The organism is Marinococcus sp. LNHM3E3-2.2, from assembly GCF_056034385.1.
Genome location: NZ_JBQLIC010000009.1, coordinates 73,050 through 86,918 on the forward strand (window position 1 = coordinate 73,050; position 13,869 = coordinate 86,918).

Consider the following 13,869-nt stretch of genomic DNA (forward strand, 5'->3'; position numbering starts at 1 on the left):
ATTTTTGCAGGGAATTCATTTCTTCTTACATTTCCATTTAACTCTAAACTGTAACTACGTATAATAGGATAGTAGATATACTTACGTTTAGAAAGGAGATCAACACTATGGCACATAATGATGACTGCATTTTCTGCAAGATAGCAGCCGGGGAGATTCCTGCTTCTGTCGTCTACGAGGATGACGACCTTCTGGCATTTATGGATCTGGGCCAGACCACGAAAGGCCACACCCTCTTAATCCCGAAGGATCATCAGGAAAACATTTATGAACTGCGCCCCGAAACTGCAGCGGCACTTTTTAAAAAAGCCCCGGCAATTGCGAACGCTATAAAAGAAGCCTTTCAACCAGCAGGTATGAACCTTCTAAACAATAATAACAGCGTGGCATCGCAATCCGTTTTTCATTATCATCTTCACTTCATTCCACGTTACACAGAAAACGATGGTTTCTCTTTTACATTTACCGATAATAATGAACAGTACACAAGCGCTGATTTAGCCGATATGGCTAAAGGGATTGCCGATCGTTTATAGATAAATAAATATGGATGGCTAAAGGAGAGATCATATGTCACGCGCATATAATTTTAACGCAGGGCCGGCCGCCCTGCCGGACGAAGTTTTGGAAAAAGCCCAGAAGGAAATGCTGAATTTCAACGATACAGGCATGAGCGTCATGGAGCTCAGCCACCGGAGTTCTGATTACGAACAAGTGCATAACCAGGCCCAGGAAAGGCTCCGGCATCTGCTCGATATTCCGGAGGATTATGACGTATTGCTTCTGCAGGGAGGAGCAAGCCTGCAGTTTTCGATGCTTCCGATGAACGTGCTCCAATCAGGGGAAACGGCTAACTATATTTTAACAGGCTCCTGGTCGGAAAAAGCGTTAAAAGAAGCTCAGATGATCGGACAGACCCGGGTCGGGGCTTCGGCAAAAGAGCAGAATTTCACCCATATTCCTGACGTTGACGCCCTTCAGCTCGACAGCCGGGACAAGTACGTACACATCACCACAAACAACACTATTTTCGGCACACAGTGGCAGGAGCTTGATTATAACTGGCTTTCCCCGGTAGTCGCCGATATGTCGAGCGACATTTTAAGCCGTCCGGTCCCGGTCTCATCGTTTGGAGCGATTTACGCGGGCGCTCAAAAAAACCTCGGTCCGTCCGGCGTTACTGTCGTTATCGTCAAAAAAGACTGGGTCAGCCAGGCTCCTGAACACACACCGACCATGCTCCGCTATGACACCCATGCGGAAAAGAATTCGCTTTTCCATACCCCGCCGACATTTGCTGTTTACCTTCTGAATGAAGTGCTCGGCTGGGTGGAAGAACGCGGAGGCGTCCTTGGCATGCAGCAGCGCAATAAGGAAAAAGCGGCTCTACTGTATGACACTATTGACGGCAGCGATGGGTTTTACCGGGGCCATGCTGAAACAGACAGCCGATCCTCCATGAACGTCACCTTTAATCTTCCTACGGAAGAATTAAATAAACAATTCTTAGCTGAAGCTAAGCAGGCCGGCTTTGTCGGATTAAACGGCCACCGCTCTGTCGGCGGATGCCGGGCTTCCATTTATAACGCTGTTTCTAAGGAGAGCTGCCAGGCTCTGCAGGACTTTATGCTTACCTTTCAAAAGAATCATCAATAGGTTTTTTAATCAGCGGAGTTATCCGCTGATTATTTTTATAAAATAAAAATTTATAAGCGTCTCTTCGTTCGAGGCACCCGAAATTGTTTGAAATTGTTTATTTTTTCACTGAATTCGCCTATACTACTATTAAAGAATAATATATTAAAAATGTATTTCAAGGAAGGAATGAGGCGGATGGATTTGAAATCTCTTTTTGCCGGTATATTCACAGGATCGTTAGCTAGCAGTTTAATTATACTTTTTACTACACCTGCTTCTGGTCCTGCTTTACGACATTCCATTAAGCACTCGGAATGGAGTCGCCCCGGCTTGAAATCCTCAACAAAGAAATCAGCCATGGAAGACTGGCAGTATGCTGCTACAGAAGGCTTCCAGGCATTTGATGTGCTGACCAAAGAAATGAAAAAAACCTATAAGCGGTACAAGCAGGAAGTTGAACCCGAGGTCGCCTCTATTCAGGAACAGGTAAAAGAAATTTCTGATTCCATTTCTCAATTAAATAAGCAGATTAAAAAAGAAACCAGGCGTTCGTAGTCACTGATGACCCAGCTTATAAGAGAGGGGGTTCTTTAATTGGACTCTTCATTTGATGCCAAGCAGTCGATACTATTCAGTCTCCGTGCTGCACAGCTGTCTAAAGCATTATGGAAATCGGTGGAAAAAGATTGGCAGGAATGGGTTAAACCTTATAATTTAAATATCAATGAATTTCAAATCCTATGGGTCGCGCATCAATTAGAGGGCGCTTCTGTTTCCGGGATTGCGAAGTTCGGGGTTATGCATGTATCAACAGCCTTTAATTTTTCGAAAAAGCTGGAAGACCGTAGCCTGCTAAAATTTTCAAAGAAAACGAATGATAAGCGCAATACGTATATCGAACTGACAGAAGACGGCGAAAGCCTGCTTCTCTCCATCCTCGAATCCTATGAAAAAGAAACATTTCAGGTTTCTGAAGGAGCCCTTCCCATTAAGGAGCTGTACGGAAAATTTCCCGAGTTTTCTGAACTTATGACCATCGTACGCTACATTTATGGAGAAGAATTTATGCATCTGTTTGAAGAGTCCCTCCAGTCTTTTGAAAATGATTTTATGGATAAAGACGGAACCCTCCTTCCAGCGGACAGATCTGTCAAATAAACCTTTTACAGACCACCTGCTCTACTCAGGCTTCCTGCATCAGCATATTGGCTTCTTTTCTCTTCTGTAGAGCGAATTGTTAGAAATTTCGTTCTATATATTTTTTTTTATAACCCTATTGATTTTTTCTTCTATTGGTATTACATTATTCAAAGTTGGGGTTTGGAGAGAGAGGAGGCCGTCGCATGAATTGCTGGAAATCAGTAAATCTACGAAAAGAAAACAACACAACAAAAATGACAATCATGTCGGTAGGATTTTCCTTTTTAACTTTTATGTTTACTTTTTTAATCTTTAGTTCGCTGCAGCCGGAAACACAGCTAAAAGGTATCGGCCTGGAAGTTCTTCTTTTAATAATGCTTATGATCTACCCTCTGCATTCTATTTTGCACGCCGTACCGCTTTGGATGATTGGTATCGCCACAACCTGGAAATTCGACAGAGACCGCAGGAAGCAGCTTCCTGTGATTAAATACAGCTTCAGTAAACCCGTATCGAGAAATATGTACGTTATCGCTATGGTCAGTCCGTTTATAGTTCTTGGGGCCGCAAGTATTGCAGGGGCCATACTCATGCCAGGCTATATGCATTACTTCCTTATTATTTTTTCATTAAACAGCGGCATGGCCCTTAAAGACTTTGCTTTTATCCGTCAGCTGGTTAAAGCTCCAAAACACTGTACAGTGGAACGCAAGCTTGACGGCATGGATATTGTACTGAAACAGCCTTCTTAAATAAAAAAGAATCCCGGTGCCACTTCGGCACCGGGATTCTTTTATCTGCCTACGACAAAGACAATATCGTCTTCCTCCAGGTTGACTTTCTCCGCCCGTACAGTGTACTCTTCATCTTCACTCCACTGATCAAGGCGTATTCTGATCGTTTCTTCCTCCGGATTAATCTGGACAAACTCCGGAAATTCCGTCTGGTTCTGTACGACTGTCAGCACTTCCGGACCCGGCAACGGAAGCCCTGCAATAGAGAAATCATCCTTCTGCAGTTCAACATTTCCGTTCTCCAAAGCCTCCGGCACAAAGCTCAGCTCAATATCAATTTCACGACCGAGAAGCTCAAGCGCAGAAATAATTTTAAACTGACCGTCTTCTACCACTAAGTCGGCTCTTTCGTTTTCCATTTCCGCTTCTAAAATATTATTCACCTGGGCAGAATTTGTTTCCCCTGTAAAGTACGGTTGAAATTCTTCCTCATCAGAAGTCTGCGGTTCTGTTTCGTTCGATCCACTCTCCTGGTCCAGAGAAGCCCACCAGAAGACTACAGCAGCGATGATAATAACGTTGATAACCAAAAGCAGAATGAATAAAATTTTCCATATGTTCCGCGCCAAGCAGATCCACTCCTTTTTTCTTGTAACAACTGCTTTTTCACTATATCATGTTCGGCAAAAACGTTATAGATATAATATCTTTTTCTTTGCTCCTACGGGTTCTGCCTATCTTTTTCCCCTATGATTTGTTATGGTAGTATCGTTAGGAATGGGGGAATTTTATGTTTATTCTTTTCTTTATTGTATTCGCTGTTGCTTACCTGTTTATCATGAACTCCATGACCAATAAGTTTGTAACCCAGCGGGAAGTCCCGGATGAAAAACAGCCGAAGGTTTTTAACACCATCAATATACTTGTGACCATCCTGTTGATTTCATCGTATGTTGAACTTCTTTTGGCAGCCTGAAGCTGAGAATTTCGATCCTATTGTATAATGCAATAGGATTTTTTACATTTATCGACATTTTTAAACTTTTTAATATGATATACTATTAAGGTACCATGAACATACATAGGGAGCTGGAGAAATGAAAAAATATATTTTTACAGTCGCAGGGATCAGCGGAGCCCTTCTGCTTGCATCCTGCAGCAATGAAGGCAGCGCAGCGGGAGACGATGCGATTGTTGAAGTAAATGGCGAAAGTATCTCTGAGCAGGATTTGATGGATGATTTAAAGGACAACTACGGTGAAGGTGCCTTAAACAATCTCATTCAGCAAAAAGTATTAAACGATAAAGCCGAGGACCTCGATATTTCAGATAAACAGGTCACTCAGGAATTTAAATCTATGAAAGAGCAGTACGGCATAGATGATAATGATCAATTCCTTCAAACTGTACAGGAAAATATGGGCGTTCAGGTCGAGAGTGTTAAAGCTTTCAAGGAGCAGTATGTAAAACCGCAGATCGTGGTTGATGAGCTGGGCTCCCAGGATGTTGACGTAACCAAAAAAGAAATGAAAAATTACTACGAAGAAAATAAAGAAGATCTTATGCAGGTTGAAGCAAGCCATATTCTTGTTGAAAGTGAAAAAGAAGCAGATGAAATAATCAAAGAACTCGAAGGCGGCGCAGATTTCGCTGAGCTTGCGAAAGAAAAGTCTATTGATACTGCTTCTGGTGAAAGCGGCGGAGAGCTTGGTTATTTTGGTAAAGGTGAAATGACAGAGGCTTTCGAAGAAGCTGCCTTTAACATGGATACGGACTCCATTTCCGAAGAACCTGTCGAAACGGAGCATGGCTTCCACGTTATTAATGTCACCGGCAAAAAAGAAAGCTATAAAGAATTAAAAGACGATATTAAACAGACGCTTGAAGCTGAAGAACAGCAGGACGGCCAGCAGGTGCTGAATGAACTTATGCAGGATGCTGACATTAACGTCGAAAACGAAGATTACGAGGACTGGGTGCAGACATTCACTGAGGCAAGTGAAGAGAGTTCAGGAAGCTGACATTTTTATACAAAAAACCGGGGCGGTTACGCCTCGGTTTTTTTCGTTTCTATTTCGTTTTCTGCCGGGAGCCTGATCGTAAACCGAACTCCTGTCTCCGTATTAGCCGCCTCTTTTGACGCTTCGTGCAGTTCAGCAATTTGGCTTACAATCGCAAGACCAAGCCCGAACTGGCCCTTATTCCCTTTTCTGAACGGCGTAAAAATGTATTCAAGCTCTTCTTCATTAATGTTTTCGCCGTTGTTTTCGACAGTAATTTCCACCCGCCCGTCCGGATGCTTTACTGCCTTAATCCAAATACTGTCCTCTGCGTAGCGCAGCGCATTTTCCACCAGGTTTTCAAGCAGCACCCGCATATGTTCAGCGTCCGCATACATGCGTACGCTTGCCCCTTCAATATAAAAACGGATATCGCTGCGCTGCAGACGAAAACGTTCTTCAATCGCATAAGCCAGTTTACCGAAAATGATTTCTTCGTATTCAATCGCCTCTGTTTTCAGCGAATCAAGTTTTGTGTAATAGAGCATATCTCTGACCCTTTTATCCATGCGATTCGCTTCATCTATGATGACATCCATCGTTTTTTCCATATCCTTTTTAGGCAGAATGCCATCTTTAACGGACTGCGCATAGGATTTAACCACCATAATTGGTGTCTTAAGCTCGTGGGAGGCGTGCTGGATAAATGTTTTTTGTGAATTGTCGTAACGGATCAAGTTTTGGCGCATCCGCTCAAACTGCTCGGACAGCTTCTGAAAGTCCTGGTCCCCTTTCCAATTGACAGGCTCCCGCCAATTTCTCTCAGCAATTTGCTCAAAACGGTTGCCGAGCACCCGCAGCGGCTGCCGCAGGTAGCGTTTCAGCCAGATCGCCGGCAGCAGGCTTACGACGCTTGTGATGAGCAGTATGTACACCAGACGGGTCCACAAACGGTTTACCATTGTGTCTCTATACGTATCCCACATGTAGGAAATCTGGAACGCTTCCTCTCCATCCGACTCTACTTTTGTGATCACATAAAAAAGTGTAGCATCATTAAAAGTGAGCTCATACCTCTCCCGTTCCGCATTTTGATTGCCGGCATTTTCAAGCATTTCCTTTTCCACCTCGGCCGGCGGACGAGGCTCCCCGCTGACCGTTTCATTTTCAGTAACAAAAACATGCCCAACCGAACGCTCTGCTTCCCGTCGTTCAATGAAATCCAGATCGTCTGACTCCGGCGGCGTGAAATAATCACTCAGCGGATTAACGAGCTGTGCCTGCTCTTCTTCAATAATCCGGTACGTTTCTTCCGTCAGCGTTCCACGAATCGAAATAGGATATACGATAATGACTGTCAGACCGACCAGAACAATGATGGCAATGAAAGAGAGCCAAATGCGCTGGGTCAAATTCACTTTCATCATGACGGCAGAACACGATATCCGTATCCATACAGGGTTTCCAGATGAATTCTGGGCATTTTTTTCCGGACTCTCCGCACAACGTCATCTACGGCCCGCTCCGAACCAAAATAGTTTTCGCCCCACACATGTTCAATGATATCTTCCCTCGACAGGGCTTTGCCCACCTCTTCGGTCAAAAGCAGAATTAAATCCATCTCCTTTGTCGTCAGTTCGATATGGGCGTCATCATTTTCAGCATCCGTTACTGTACGTGCTTCCGGATCAATGTAGTAATTATTTACTTCTGTTTTTTTTGTTTCGGTCTGCGATTCGCCGTATACCCGGGATAACAGTTTTTTAGCACGGATAATCAGCTCCTGGGGAAGAAATGGTTTCGCCAGGTAGTCATCGCTTCCCATTTCAAGACCGAGCACCCGGTCAAGATCCTGGTCTCTCGCGGAAATAAAAATCACCGGCACTTCCCCTTTTTTTGAAGACCGAATTTCTTTTAATATCTGATACCCATCCGTCCCCGGCAGCATAATATCGAGCACCCACAGGTGAGGCGGCTCTTCTTTGGCCTCCAGAGCGTCCGTACCGTTATCAAAGACGGTAACTTCCCAACCTTCCTTCTCCATATAGGGCTTCAATACTCCGGAAAGGTTTTCTTCATCTTCCACTAAATAAATTGTATATGCAGTCGTCATTTATCTCGTTCCTTCCTCTGAAGATACGTATCCATCTGCTATTATCGTAGCAGTATTATTACTCAGTTTCCACTTTCCTCTGTGTTAGACGGTATTAACGCCTCAATGTTTCTATAAAGAAAGCCGCACTGCTTGCCTGCAGGCGGCTTTCTTTCATGGTTACGTTGTTGTTTTTTCCTGCTGGCTCTGCTCCATTTTTTCTTTGCGCTTTGTGAACACGAGAGTCTGGAAAATCATAAACACACCGCCTGTCGCCCAGTAAAGAGAAAGGGCGGACGGCAGAAAGATTCCGGCTACGATCATCATCACCGGCATCAGCATCATAATTGGTCTCATGTTTTCCGGCATATCCTTCGCCGTGATTTTTGTTTGCAAAAACATCATCAGCCCGGCAAGGATTGGGAAAATGAAAAATGGATCCGGCTCTCCAAGGTCTACCCATAAGAAGCTGTGGGCTGCGAGCTCTTCTGTCCGCTGAATGGCAAAGTAAAAGGCCATCAAAATCGGCATCTGCAGCAGAATAGGCAGACAGCCCATCATTGGGTTCACGCCTTCATCCCGGTACAGCTTCATCATTTCCTGCTGAAGCTTCTGGGCTTCGGCCTGGTTTTTCGAGCTGTATTTTTCCTGCAGCTCTTTCATTCTCGGCTGCAGCCGCTTCATCGCCACCGCACTGTTCTGCTGTTTTATAAATAATGGAAGCAGCACAATACGGATAATGATCGTTACTGCAATTATTGAAAGGCCGTAATCACCATTAAAAAATTGGGCAATCGTGATTAAAAGCCACGAAAACGGGTATACAAAGAAACGATTCCAAATTCCTTCACTGTCGGCCGATATAGCTTCCTGTTCGCCGCCACAACCGGCAAGCACCAGCATTAAAACACCTAGCATTGCTATTAATTTCCACTTACTATTCACTACATTCACTCCTTCTTATTTTTCATGCTTCCAAATTATGATGAAAAATAAGAAGAGTCTTCATCATCATGCCTGCTGTCCGAGCGGTCCGGTATCTTCTTTTGTACAGTAACAAAGCGAAGAGCAGCCATTTCCGGCACCCGGCTGTAATCGTCATAGCAGACCCTTGCTTCCTCCTGATGGAGGGAATAAGCATTCGTATTCGTAATGTGCTGGCTGACGATCCAAAGTGTCGTAATGAGCACGCTTACAAGGAGCAGCCATTCCACCCAGTTAATTTCTGCGAATGTTTCAATAAAAAACAACTTATCCCCCCTCCTCTGCTAAGCGATTTTCTTCAAGATTCACCAGTTCCACTTCTTCATCATATGTGTTGTAATAATTAAGAATATCGTCTACATACCAGTCCGCCTGGTTATATTGGTATATTGCCGGCCGTACCTCACCACCCGCTGCTCCGTTAGACGCAAGAAAGTTCGCCGCCGAGTACACGGCATCTTCAAGAGCATATGGATCGGCCCTGCCATCGCCGTCAGCGTCAACACCGTAGCCGCCGTATTCATTAATCGTTTCCGGATCGGTTAATTCCTGTTCCGGTATATCAGCACTGCCATTCCCACCACAGCCTGGATAATTCCATCCTACAAATGTGCATGGCATAAACTGCATATGTCCTATCGCCCCAACCGGGCTTTCCAGGGTTTCCATCGTTGAAAAGACAGTTTCTACACGGTGAACGGCCGCTAATAGGGTCCACGGAATATCATAATCTTCTCCCGCCTGTTTGTAAACAGAAATATATTCTTTTGGAACTTCATTTTCCGCAAAGTCTTCCTGGGAATTGTATGTCGGTGTGCTCCCGTCCTGCATTGATGAGGCAATAAAAACAATAGCTGCTGTGAGTAGAGCTGTCACTGCTGTAATTAAGTAAACGTATCGATAACGCTTGGTCTGCGGGCGCACAGCGTTCCCTCCTGTTAACATAACTCGTGGCTAAAGACGAATACCGCCATATTTATTGTAGCACGTTTCAGCCAGAATCTATAACGTGAAGGCAAATAAAAAACTTTCCCCGTCGCGAGGAAAGTTTTTGTTATTACTGCTGGCCGTTATTTTCTTCCGGTACACCGTAAAGTTCTTCAAGTGGCTCCGTAATAATTTTATTCAAGTCCGAAATGACTGTGCTGAGCTGCTGCTCCTGCTGCATCAGCTTCGAAATAACTTCATGCTGCTGCACCATTTCAAACTGTTTTTGAGCCTGAGTAATTTCTTCTTCCGAAGGCTGCTCTCCCTGCATTTGTTTTTGCTGCAGTTCAAGCTGCACATTACGGAAGTTATCGAGCATACGCTTTGCGACTTCGTCCTGCTCTACTTCGTTATGAAGCTCTTTAAGTTGCTGGAATTCTTCGCTCTCACGAAGTGCACCTGATAATTCGTAAGCCTTGTCATGAATATTGGACATATATAAGTCCTCCTTTAAGATTGTCTGTATGAGCATAACATGAACCGCCAGCAGAATTCATCCATTCCGGAAGAATCAATGGTATTTTTTTATTCACATTATCCACAGCACAACTATTCCCTGTACACAGCCTACAAAACCGCCAATCAGTGCCCCCAGATATGTGATCAGCTTAAACTCCCTTCCGGAAATCGTAAGCAGCATAGCTTCCATCCGGTCTGTCGAAAACGTATCCACCTGCTCTTTAACTACATCATGAAGATGAAGCTGTTCAAACAAATTCGGGAGCCTCTTCGCAATGGATCCCTGGCCTTTTTTTACTGCTTTTGGAACCCATTCCTCCAGCAATTTTTTCTCATATGCGGGAGCCCATTCCTTTAAAGGCTGCTCGAGCCTCTCCATCACGGGTACATGTTTATCAACTGCTTCCACAATGTAATCCACCGCGGCCCGGGAATCCACATAGGCAAAAGCCGCCGCGGCCGGTTTTTCAAACAGCGCTTTTCGCTCCTGCTGCAGCAGTCCGGAAATCATTTTTTCTGTTCCAGGGTCTTCAAAAAAACGGAGCACCTCTGGTTGAATACGGTCAACGAGCCGGTCGTTACCGATCATTGTACCGAAGAAGTTCATCATCGAGCCTTTTCCTTCTAAAAAACGCTCGAGCAAAAGCGCCAGCTGCTGCTTACCTGCGCTTGACCGAAAATAATCACCGGCCTTCACCATTATTAGCTGTGTAAGCTCTTTGGTCATCACTTCCGATTGATGGACCGCCCCTGAGGGCAGCAGTTCTTTAATCGGAGTATCAGCATGGCGGTGCTTAGCCTCTTCCCATTTTATATCGAGCGTTTCTCTTAATGTTTCGCGGAGAAAACCGCGAGCATCGCTCAGACCTGTCCATTTCTCCACATAATCGGATAAGCTTTTCTCAGAATAAAGATACTCTTTCATCTCCAAGGTTACCCAGTCATTTAGTTGGCGGGAAAACATGTCGCTGCGAATTTTTGTCTGCAGGCCTTCCGGGGTCAACAGATGGTCTGTAACGACCCGTCCGAGCTGCCCGGCGAGCTCATTACGTCTTTTTGGGATCAGCCCCGGAGTGAACGGCACCCGTACAGAGCCTATGTACACTGGCTTATACGGCCTGAACAGCATCCGGATCGCAAGTGAATTCGTTACTCCCCCGATAGCTGCCCCAATAGCGATCATAATGATAATTGTAATAACTGCGTTCATGATGATTGCTCCTTTGGCAGTTGTCTATTAGTTAAACGTTATTTCTCTTCGGTAAAAATAAATTCCTCACGTTCTATGATGAATTTCCCGCGTTTAAATGCGCTTCTCCACATTCGTTTATTTACATTATCCGGAGGTGTTGAAACTATTTGTATGCTTTTCAGAGGAAACTTTTGCGCTTCGAGCCACCTTTCCGAAAGATCCTGCCTCCAGCCTATAGTACCGCTCCATCCTTCAGCAGGAGCTATGACCGCCTCTGCACTTCCTCCGTTCCAGCGCAAAAGCGCCGTTTCCACCGAGTCCATGCCCTCAAGCCATTTTTCAAGCGGCAGCAAAGAAACATTCTGCTGCTCCACCTTATTAATGTCTGAATACTCCCCCGCATACGTATACCCTTCTCCGTCATCTATTAAAAATCCGTCACCGGCCCATACGTCCTTCCACCAGGACCACGGAGAGCTGTCGTACTGCACCTGTCCATCAACCATTACCTCCAGGCTGTTCGGCCATGGTTTTTTTACCACTACTCTGCCGGGGGCGTGACGCACTGCATATCCTTCGCTGTCCCAGGTATCCATCACCATCCCTGGAAGACGGCTGTTGTATTTTTCAGGATGCACCCTGCGGTCCGCCAGATCTGCAGTAATCATTCCGGAGGCGTTAGCACCCCCGAAGGCTTTCAAAAGTGGAATTCTCCCCCGGGTTAATACATCCATTACCCATTGCAGGTCGCTCCGCATCCAATCTGCCTCCCACGTCAGTACGTACCGCAGCGAATGGAGATGGTATTCCTTCCATTTACTTTGTGTCTGGGAGGAAGCCACCTGGGCTGACAGTGAATTCACGCCGATATGTGTAATTCCGTATGCTTCAATCGTACTGCCGGCATCAGCGCTCTCGTCGTCCCAGGAAAACAGGCAGTATTGTCCGTCATTTGCAAGCGTTCCAACTATAGCAAACAGCTGCTCGAATCCCCACTCCCGGGTGAGCCACCAGACTCGGTCGCCGGGACGCACGTCCCATACTAAACCAATTTCGGTTCCTGATTTCATAAATAAACTAGTATGACTGAGGACGTACCCCTGTACAGGTTCTCCCGGACTCTCACCAAAAAGGACAAGTGCAGCATCAGCACCGTCTGTTTTTTCAGGCTTCTCCTTATTCTTTCCGGCCGTCATAGTTTCCCACTGCTTATGTCTTGAGGAAGGCTCCCCGCCCAATTGAATAATTTGCGAAGCTTCCACACTGAACCCTTTCTCAGCTTCAACTGCAGAACTTCCCGCACCAGCAATGAGCCATCCCGGCTGGAAATGCGCATTAACCTCGTTATCTATGGCCGTTGTCCAGCGGGGGTTATACGGACAAACTACAGCACCGATATACAGCAGTGCCATGCAAACCACCGCCGACTGTTTATCGGCCCGGGCCACCACAGCTGCCCGTCCGCCCTTTTGCACACCGGCTTTCCTCAGTTTCCCAGCAGCTTCCTGCACTTCTTTGGCCAGCCTCTCATAAGTCCACTCTCCACTTTCATCAATGAAAGCAGTCTGCTCCATTACTTCTTTTGATTTATTTATCAGCTGCTCCGCAGCATTCATTTTACCTTTGTAAAACCAGCCAGCCTTCCGTCTTCCATGCGAAAGCTCCACCACATCTTTATACCGTTTGAACCAACGGGTTTCAAGTCGTTTGGAAGCCTGCTGCCAAAACCAGGAAACATCAATTGCGGCATGTGTTTTCAGCTCTTCCGTATCACTCAGTCCGAGTGCTTTAGTCCAGCGATAAAGCGCATTAGTTCTCCATTGAACAATAGGGGGTTCCCACGTAGTCCACTGCATCTCTCATAGCCTCCCGACGTTTTTCCTTTTATAGAATGGGAATAGGGGTGTATATCTATTTTTACATAGCTTTTAGATATGTGAAACAAAAAGGAGTGCTTCAAATGAAAATAGCTTTATTTGGCGGCACCGGCCGCACCGGTTCCCAATTTGCATCTATGGCTGACGCTGCCGGACACGAATTAAAAATACTTGTCCGCTCACCGGAAAAGGCAGGCAGCCTCCCTGCTTCTGCAGAGCAGATATACGGCGATGCTCTTGATCAGGCGAAAATCAGAAAAACACTGCAGGGCGCGGATGCGGTCGTCAGTGCCCTCGGCACGGACAAACAGAACGTGTTAAGCAGCTTTACACCGCTATTGTTAAAAGAAATGAACGACCTAAGCATCACCCGTTTAATCACCGTAGGAACTGCCGGAATTCTTCAGTCGCGCACAGAGCCGCACCTTTACCGGTTCGAGTCGTCAGAATCCAAACGCCGGAGCACTATGGCCGCCGAGGACCATAAGGCTGCCTATGAATACATTAAGGAGACGTCCTATTGCTGGACCGTTGTCTGCCCGACTTTTCTGCCGGAGGGAGAAAATACTGCTTCCTGGCGCTATGAAATTGACTATCTGCCGGAAAACGGCACCCGGATCTCGACAGGAAACACTGCTGATTTTTTAATACACGTATTGGAAAATCACTCTCAATTCTGTAAAAAAAGGATAGGTGTTTGTGAGTAAGGCTGTGTAATTGACGGTACAAACATGCTATACTAATTACCATTATCTAAGTAAAAACC

17 protein-coding genes are annotated in these 13,869 nt (G+C 45.6%); 8 read left to right on the forward strand and 9 right to left on the reverse strand.

What is annotated here, in order from left to right:
• Window positions 1-107: 107 nt before the first annotated feature.
• The 5 genes from ACTRXF_RS12425 to ACTRXF_RS12445 all read left to right on the forward strand — a co-directional run bounded on the left by ACTRXF_RS12425 (window position 108) and on the right by ACTRXF_RS12445 (window position 3,530).
• Entirely contained in the window at window positions 108-536 is a 429-nt protein-coding gene (locus ACTRXF_RS12425) for an HIT family protein (protein WP_474279299.1), read from the forward strand.
• Window positions 537-570: 34 nt separating this feature from the next.
• Window positions 571-1,656 (forward strand): 3-phosphoserine/phosphohydroxythreonine transaminase, encoded by a 1,086-nt coding sequence (gene serC / locus ACTRXF_RS12430; RefSeq protein WP_474279301.1) that lies wholly within the window; start codon window positions 571-573, stop codon window positions 1,654-1,656.
• 312 nt (window positions 1,657-1,968) lie between these two features.
• The gene (locus ACTRXF_RS12435; RefSeq protein ID WP_474261704.1) at window positions 1,969-2,193 is read left to right on the forward strand and encodes a hypothetical protein; all 225 of its coding nucleotides are present in this window, start codon (window positions 1,969-1,971) and stop codon (window positions 2,191-2,193) included.
• 39 nt (window positions 2,194-2,232) lie between these two features.
• Window positions 2,233-2,796: an HTH-type transcriptional regulator Hpr gene (locus tag ACTRXF_RS12440; RefSeq protein ID WP_474279303.1), complete on the forward strand. Its 564-nt coding sequence runs from the start codon at window positions 2,233-2,235 to the stop codon at window positions 2,794-2,796.
• Between the two features lie 185 nt (window positions 2,797-2,981).
• Window positions 2,982-3,530, forward strand: coding sequence for a DUF3267 domain-containing protein (locus tag ACTRXF_RS12445; protein WP_474279305.1), 549 nt, complete (start codon window positions 2,982-2,984; stop codon window positions 3,528-3,530).
• Window positions 3,531-3,571: 41 nt separating this feature from the next.
• Here the strand turns inward: ACTRXF_RS12445 and ACTRXF_RS12450 are convergent, their stop codons facing one another.
• On the reverse strand, window positions 3,572-4,141 hold the full coding sequence (locus ACTRXF_RS12450; protein WP_474279307.1) for a YpmS family protein: 570 nt from the start codon (window positions 4,139-4,141) through the stop codon (window positions 3,572-3,574).
• A 161-nt stretch (window positions 4,142-4,302) separates the two neighbouring features.
• Between ACTRXF_RS12450 and ACTRXF_RS12455 the strand changes: the two genes are divergently transcribed.
• Together ACTRXF_RS12455 and ACTRXF_RS12460 are read left to right on the forward strand one after the other, a co-directional pair.
• On the forward strand, window positions 4,303-4,488 hold the full coding sequence (locus tag ACTRXF_RS12455; RefSeq protein WP_022793771.1) for a hypothetical protein: 186 nt from the start codon (window positions 4,303-4,305) through the stop codon (window positions 4,486-4,488).
• A gap of 121 nt (window positions 4,489-4,609) precedes the next feature.
• Window positions 4,610-5,533, forward strand: a complete 924-nt coding sequence (locus tag ACTRXF_RS12460) for a peptidylprolyl isomerase (protein WP_474279309.1) — start codon at window positions 4,610-4,612, stop codon at window positions 5,531-5,533.
• Between the two features lie 26 nt (window positions 5,534-5,559).
• Here the strand turns inward: ACTRXF_RS12460 and ACTRXF_RS12465 are convergent, their stop codons facing one another.
• The 8 genes from ACTRXF_RS12465 to ACTRXF_RS12500 all read right to left on the reverse strand — a co-directional run bounded on the left by ACTRXF_RS12465 (window position 5,560) and on the right by ACTRXF_RS12500 (window position 13,082).
• Window positions 5,560-6,939: a sensor histidine kinase gene (locus ACTRXF_RS12465; protein ID WP_474261699.1), complete on the reverse strand. Its 1,380-nt coding sequence runs from the start codon at window positions 6,937-6,939 to the stop codon at window positions 5,560-5,562.
• Window positions 6,936-7,625 carry a response regulator transcription factor gene (locus ACTRXF_RS12470; RefSeq protein ID WP_474279311.1) on the reverse strand — a complete coding sequence of 230 codons (690 nt, stop codon included), beginning with the start codon at window positions 7,623-7,625 and terminating at the stop codon, window positions 6,936-6,938. The genes ACTRXF_RS12465 and ACTRXF_RS12470 overlap by 4 nt, the downstream gene beginning before the upstream one ends.
• Window positions 7,626-7,784: 159 nt before the next feature.
• Window positions 7,785-8,549 carry a membrane protein insertase YidC gene (gene yidC / locus ACTRXF_RS12475; protein ID WP_474279313.1) on the reverse strand — a complete coding sequence of 255 codons (765 nt, stop codon included), beginning with the start codon at window positions 8,547-8,549 and terminating at the stop codon, window positions 7,785-7,787.
• 35 nt (window positions 8,550-8,584) lie between these two features.
• The gene (locus ACTRXF_RS12480) at window positions 8,585-8,854 is read right to left on the reverse strand and encodes a hypothetical protein (protein ID WP_462867609.1); all 270 of its coding nucleotides are present in this window, start codon (window positions 8,852-8,854) and stop codon (window positions 8,585-8,587) included.
• Between the two features lies 1 nt (window position 8,855).
• Window positions 8,856-9,512: a lytic transglycosylase domain-containing protein gene (locus ACTRXF_RS12485; protein ID WP_474279315.1), complete on the reverse strand. Its 657-nt coding sequence runs from the start codon at window positions 9,510-9,512 to the stop codon at window positions 8,856-8,858.
• Between the two features lie 133 nt (window positions 9,513-9,645).
• Window positions 9,646-10,011 carry a YlbF/YmcA family competence regulator gene (locus ACTRXF_RS12490; RefSeq protein ID WP_462867612.1) on the reverse strand — a complete coding sequence of 122 codons (366 nt, stop codon included), beginning with the start codon at window positions 10,009-10,011 and terminating at the stop codon, window positions 9,646-9,648.
• Window positions 10,012-10,104: 93 nt separating this feature from the next.
• Window positions 10,105-11,244, reverse strand: coding sequence for a DUF445 domain-containing protein (locus ACTRXF_RS12495; RefSeq protein WP_474279317.1), 1,140 nt, complete (start codon window positions 11,242-11,244; stop codon window positions 10,105-10,107).
• Window positions 11,245-11,282: 38 nt separating this feature from the next.
• Window positions 11,283-13,082 carry an AMP-binding protein gene (locus ACTRXF_RS12500; protein WP_474279320.1) on the reverse strand — a complete coding sequence of 600 codons (1,800 nt, stop codon included), beginning with the start codon at window positions 13,080-13,082 and terminating at the stop codon, window positions 11,283-11,285.
• Between the two features lie 104 nt (window positions 13,083-13,186).
• On the opposite strand from ACTRXF_RS12500, the gene ACTRXF_RS12505 reads away from it, so the two are divergent.
• Complete coding sequence (locus ACTRXF_RS12505; protein ID WP_474279322.1) at window positions 13,187-13,810, forward strand: NAD(P)-dependent oxidoreductase; 624 nt, start codon at window positions 13,187-13,189, stop codon at window positions 13,808-13,810.
• Window positions 13,811-13,869 lie beyond the last annotated feature (59 nt).

What these genes read in the sequence shown, in the direction of transcription:
- ACTRXF_RS12425 (WP_474279299.1), top strand. Translation starts at nt 108, where the DNA reads ATGGCACATAATGATGACTGCATTTTCTGCAAGATAGCAGCCGGGGAG.
- serC (WP_474279301.1), top strand. Translation starts at nt 571, where the DNA reads ATGTCACGCGCATATAATTTTAACGCAGGGCCGGCCGCCCTGCCGGAC.
- ACTRXF_RS12445 (WP_474279305.1), top strand. Translation starts at nt 2,982, where the DNA reads ATGAATTGCTGGAAATCAGTAAATCTACGAAAAGAAAACAACACAACA.
- ACTRXF_RS12455 (WP_022793771.1), top strand. Translation starts at nt 4,303, where the DNA reads ATGTTTATTCTTTTCTTTATTGTATTCGCTGTTGCTTACCTGTTTATC.
- ACTRXF_RS12460 (WP_474279309.1), top strand. Translation starts at nt 4,610, where the DNA reads ATGAAAAAATATATTTTTACAGTCGCAGGGATCAGCGGAGCCCTTCTG.
- ACTRXF_RS12465 (WP_474261699.1), bottom strand. Translation starts at nt 6,939, where the DNA reads ATGATGAAAGTGAATTTGACCCAGCGCATTTGGCTCTCTTTCATTGCC.
- ACTRXF_RS12470 (WP_474279311.1), bottom strand. Translation starts at nt 7,625, where the DNA reads ATGACGACTGCATATACAATTTATTTAGTGGAAGATGAAGAAAACCTT.
- ACTRXF_RS12490 (WP_462867612.1), bottom strand. Translation starts at nt 10,011, where the DNA reads ATGTCCAATATTCATGACAAGGCTTACGAATTATCAGGTGCACTTCGT.
- ACTRXF_RS12495 (WP_474279317.1), bottom strand. Translation starts at nt 11,244, where the DNA reads ATGAACGCAGTTATTACAATTATCATTATGATCGCTATTGGGGCAGCT.
- ACTRXF_RS12500 (WP_474279320.1), bottom strand. Translation starts at nt 13,082, where the DNA reads ATGCAGTGGACTACGTGGGAACCCCCTATTGTTCAATGGAGAACTAAT.
- ACTRXF_RS12505 (WP_474279322.1), top strand. Translation starts at nt 13,187, where the DNA reads ATGAAAATAGCTTTATTTGGCGGCACCGGCCGCACCGGTTCCCAATTT.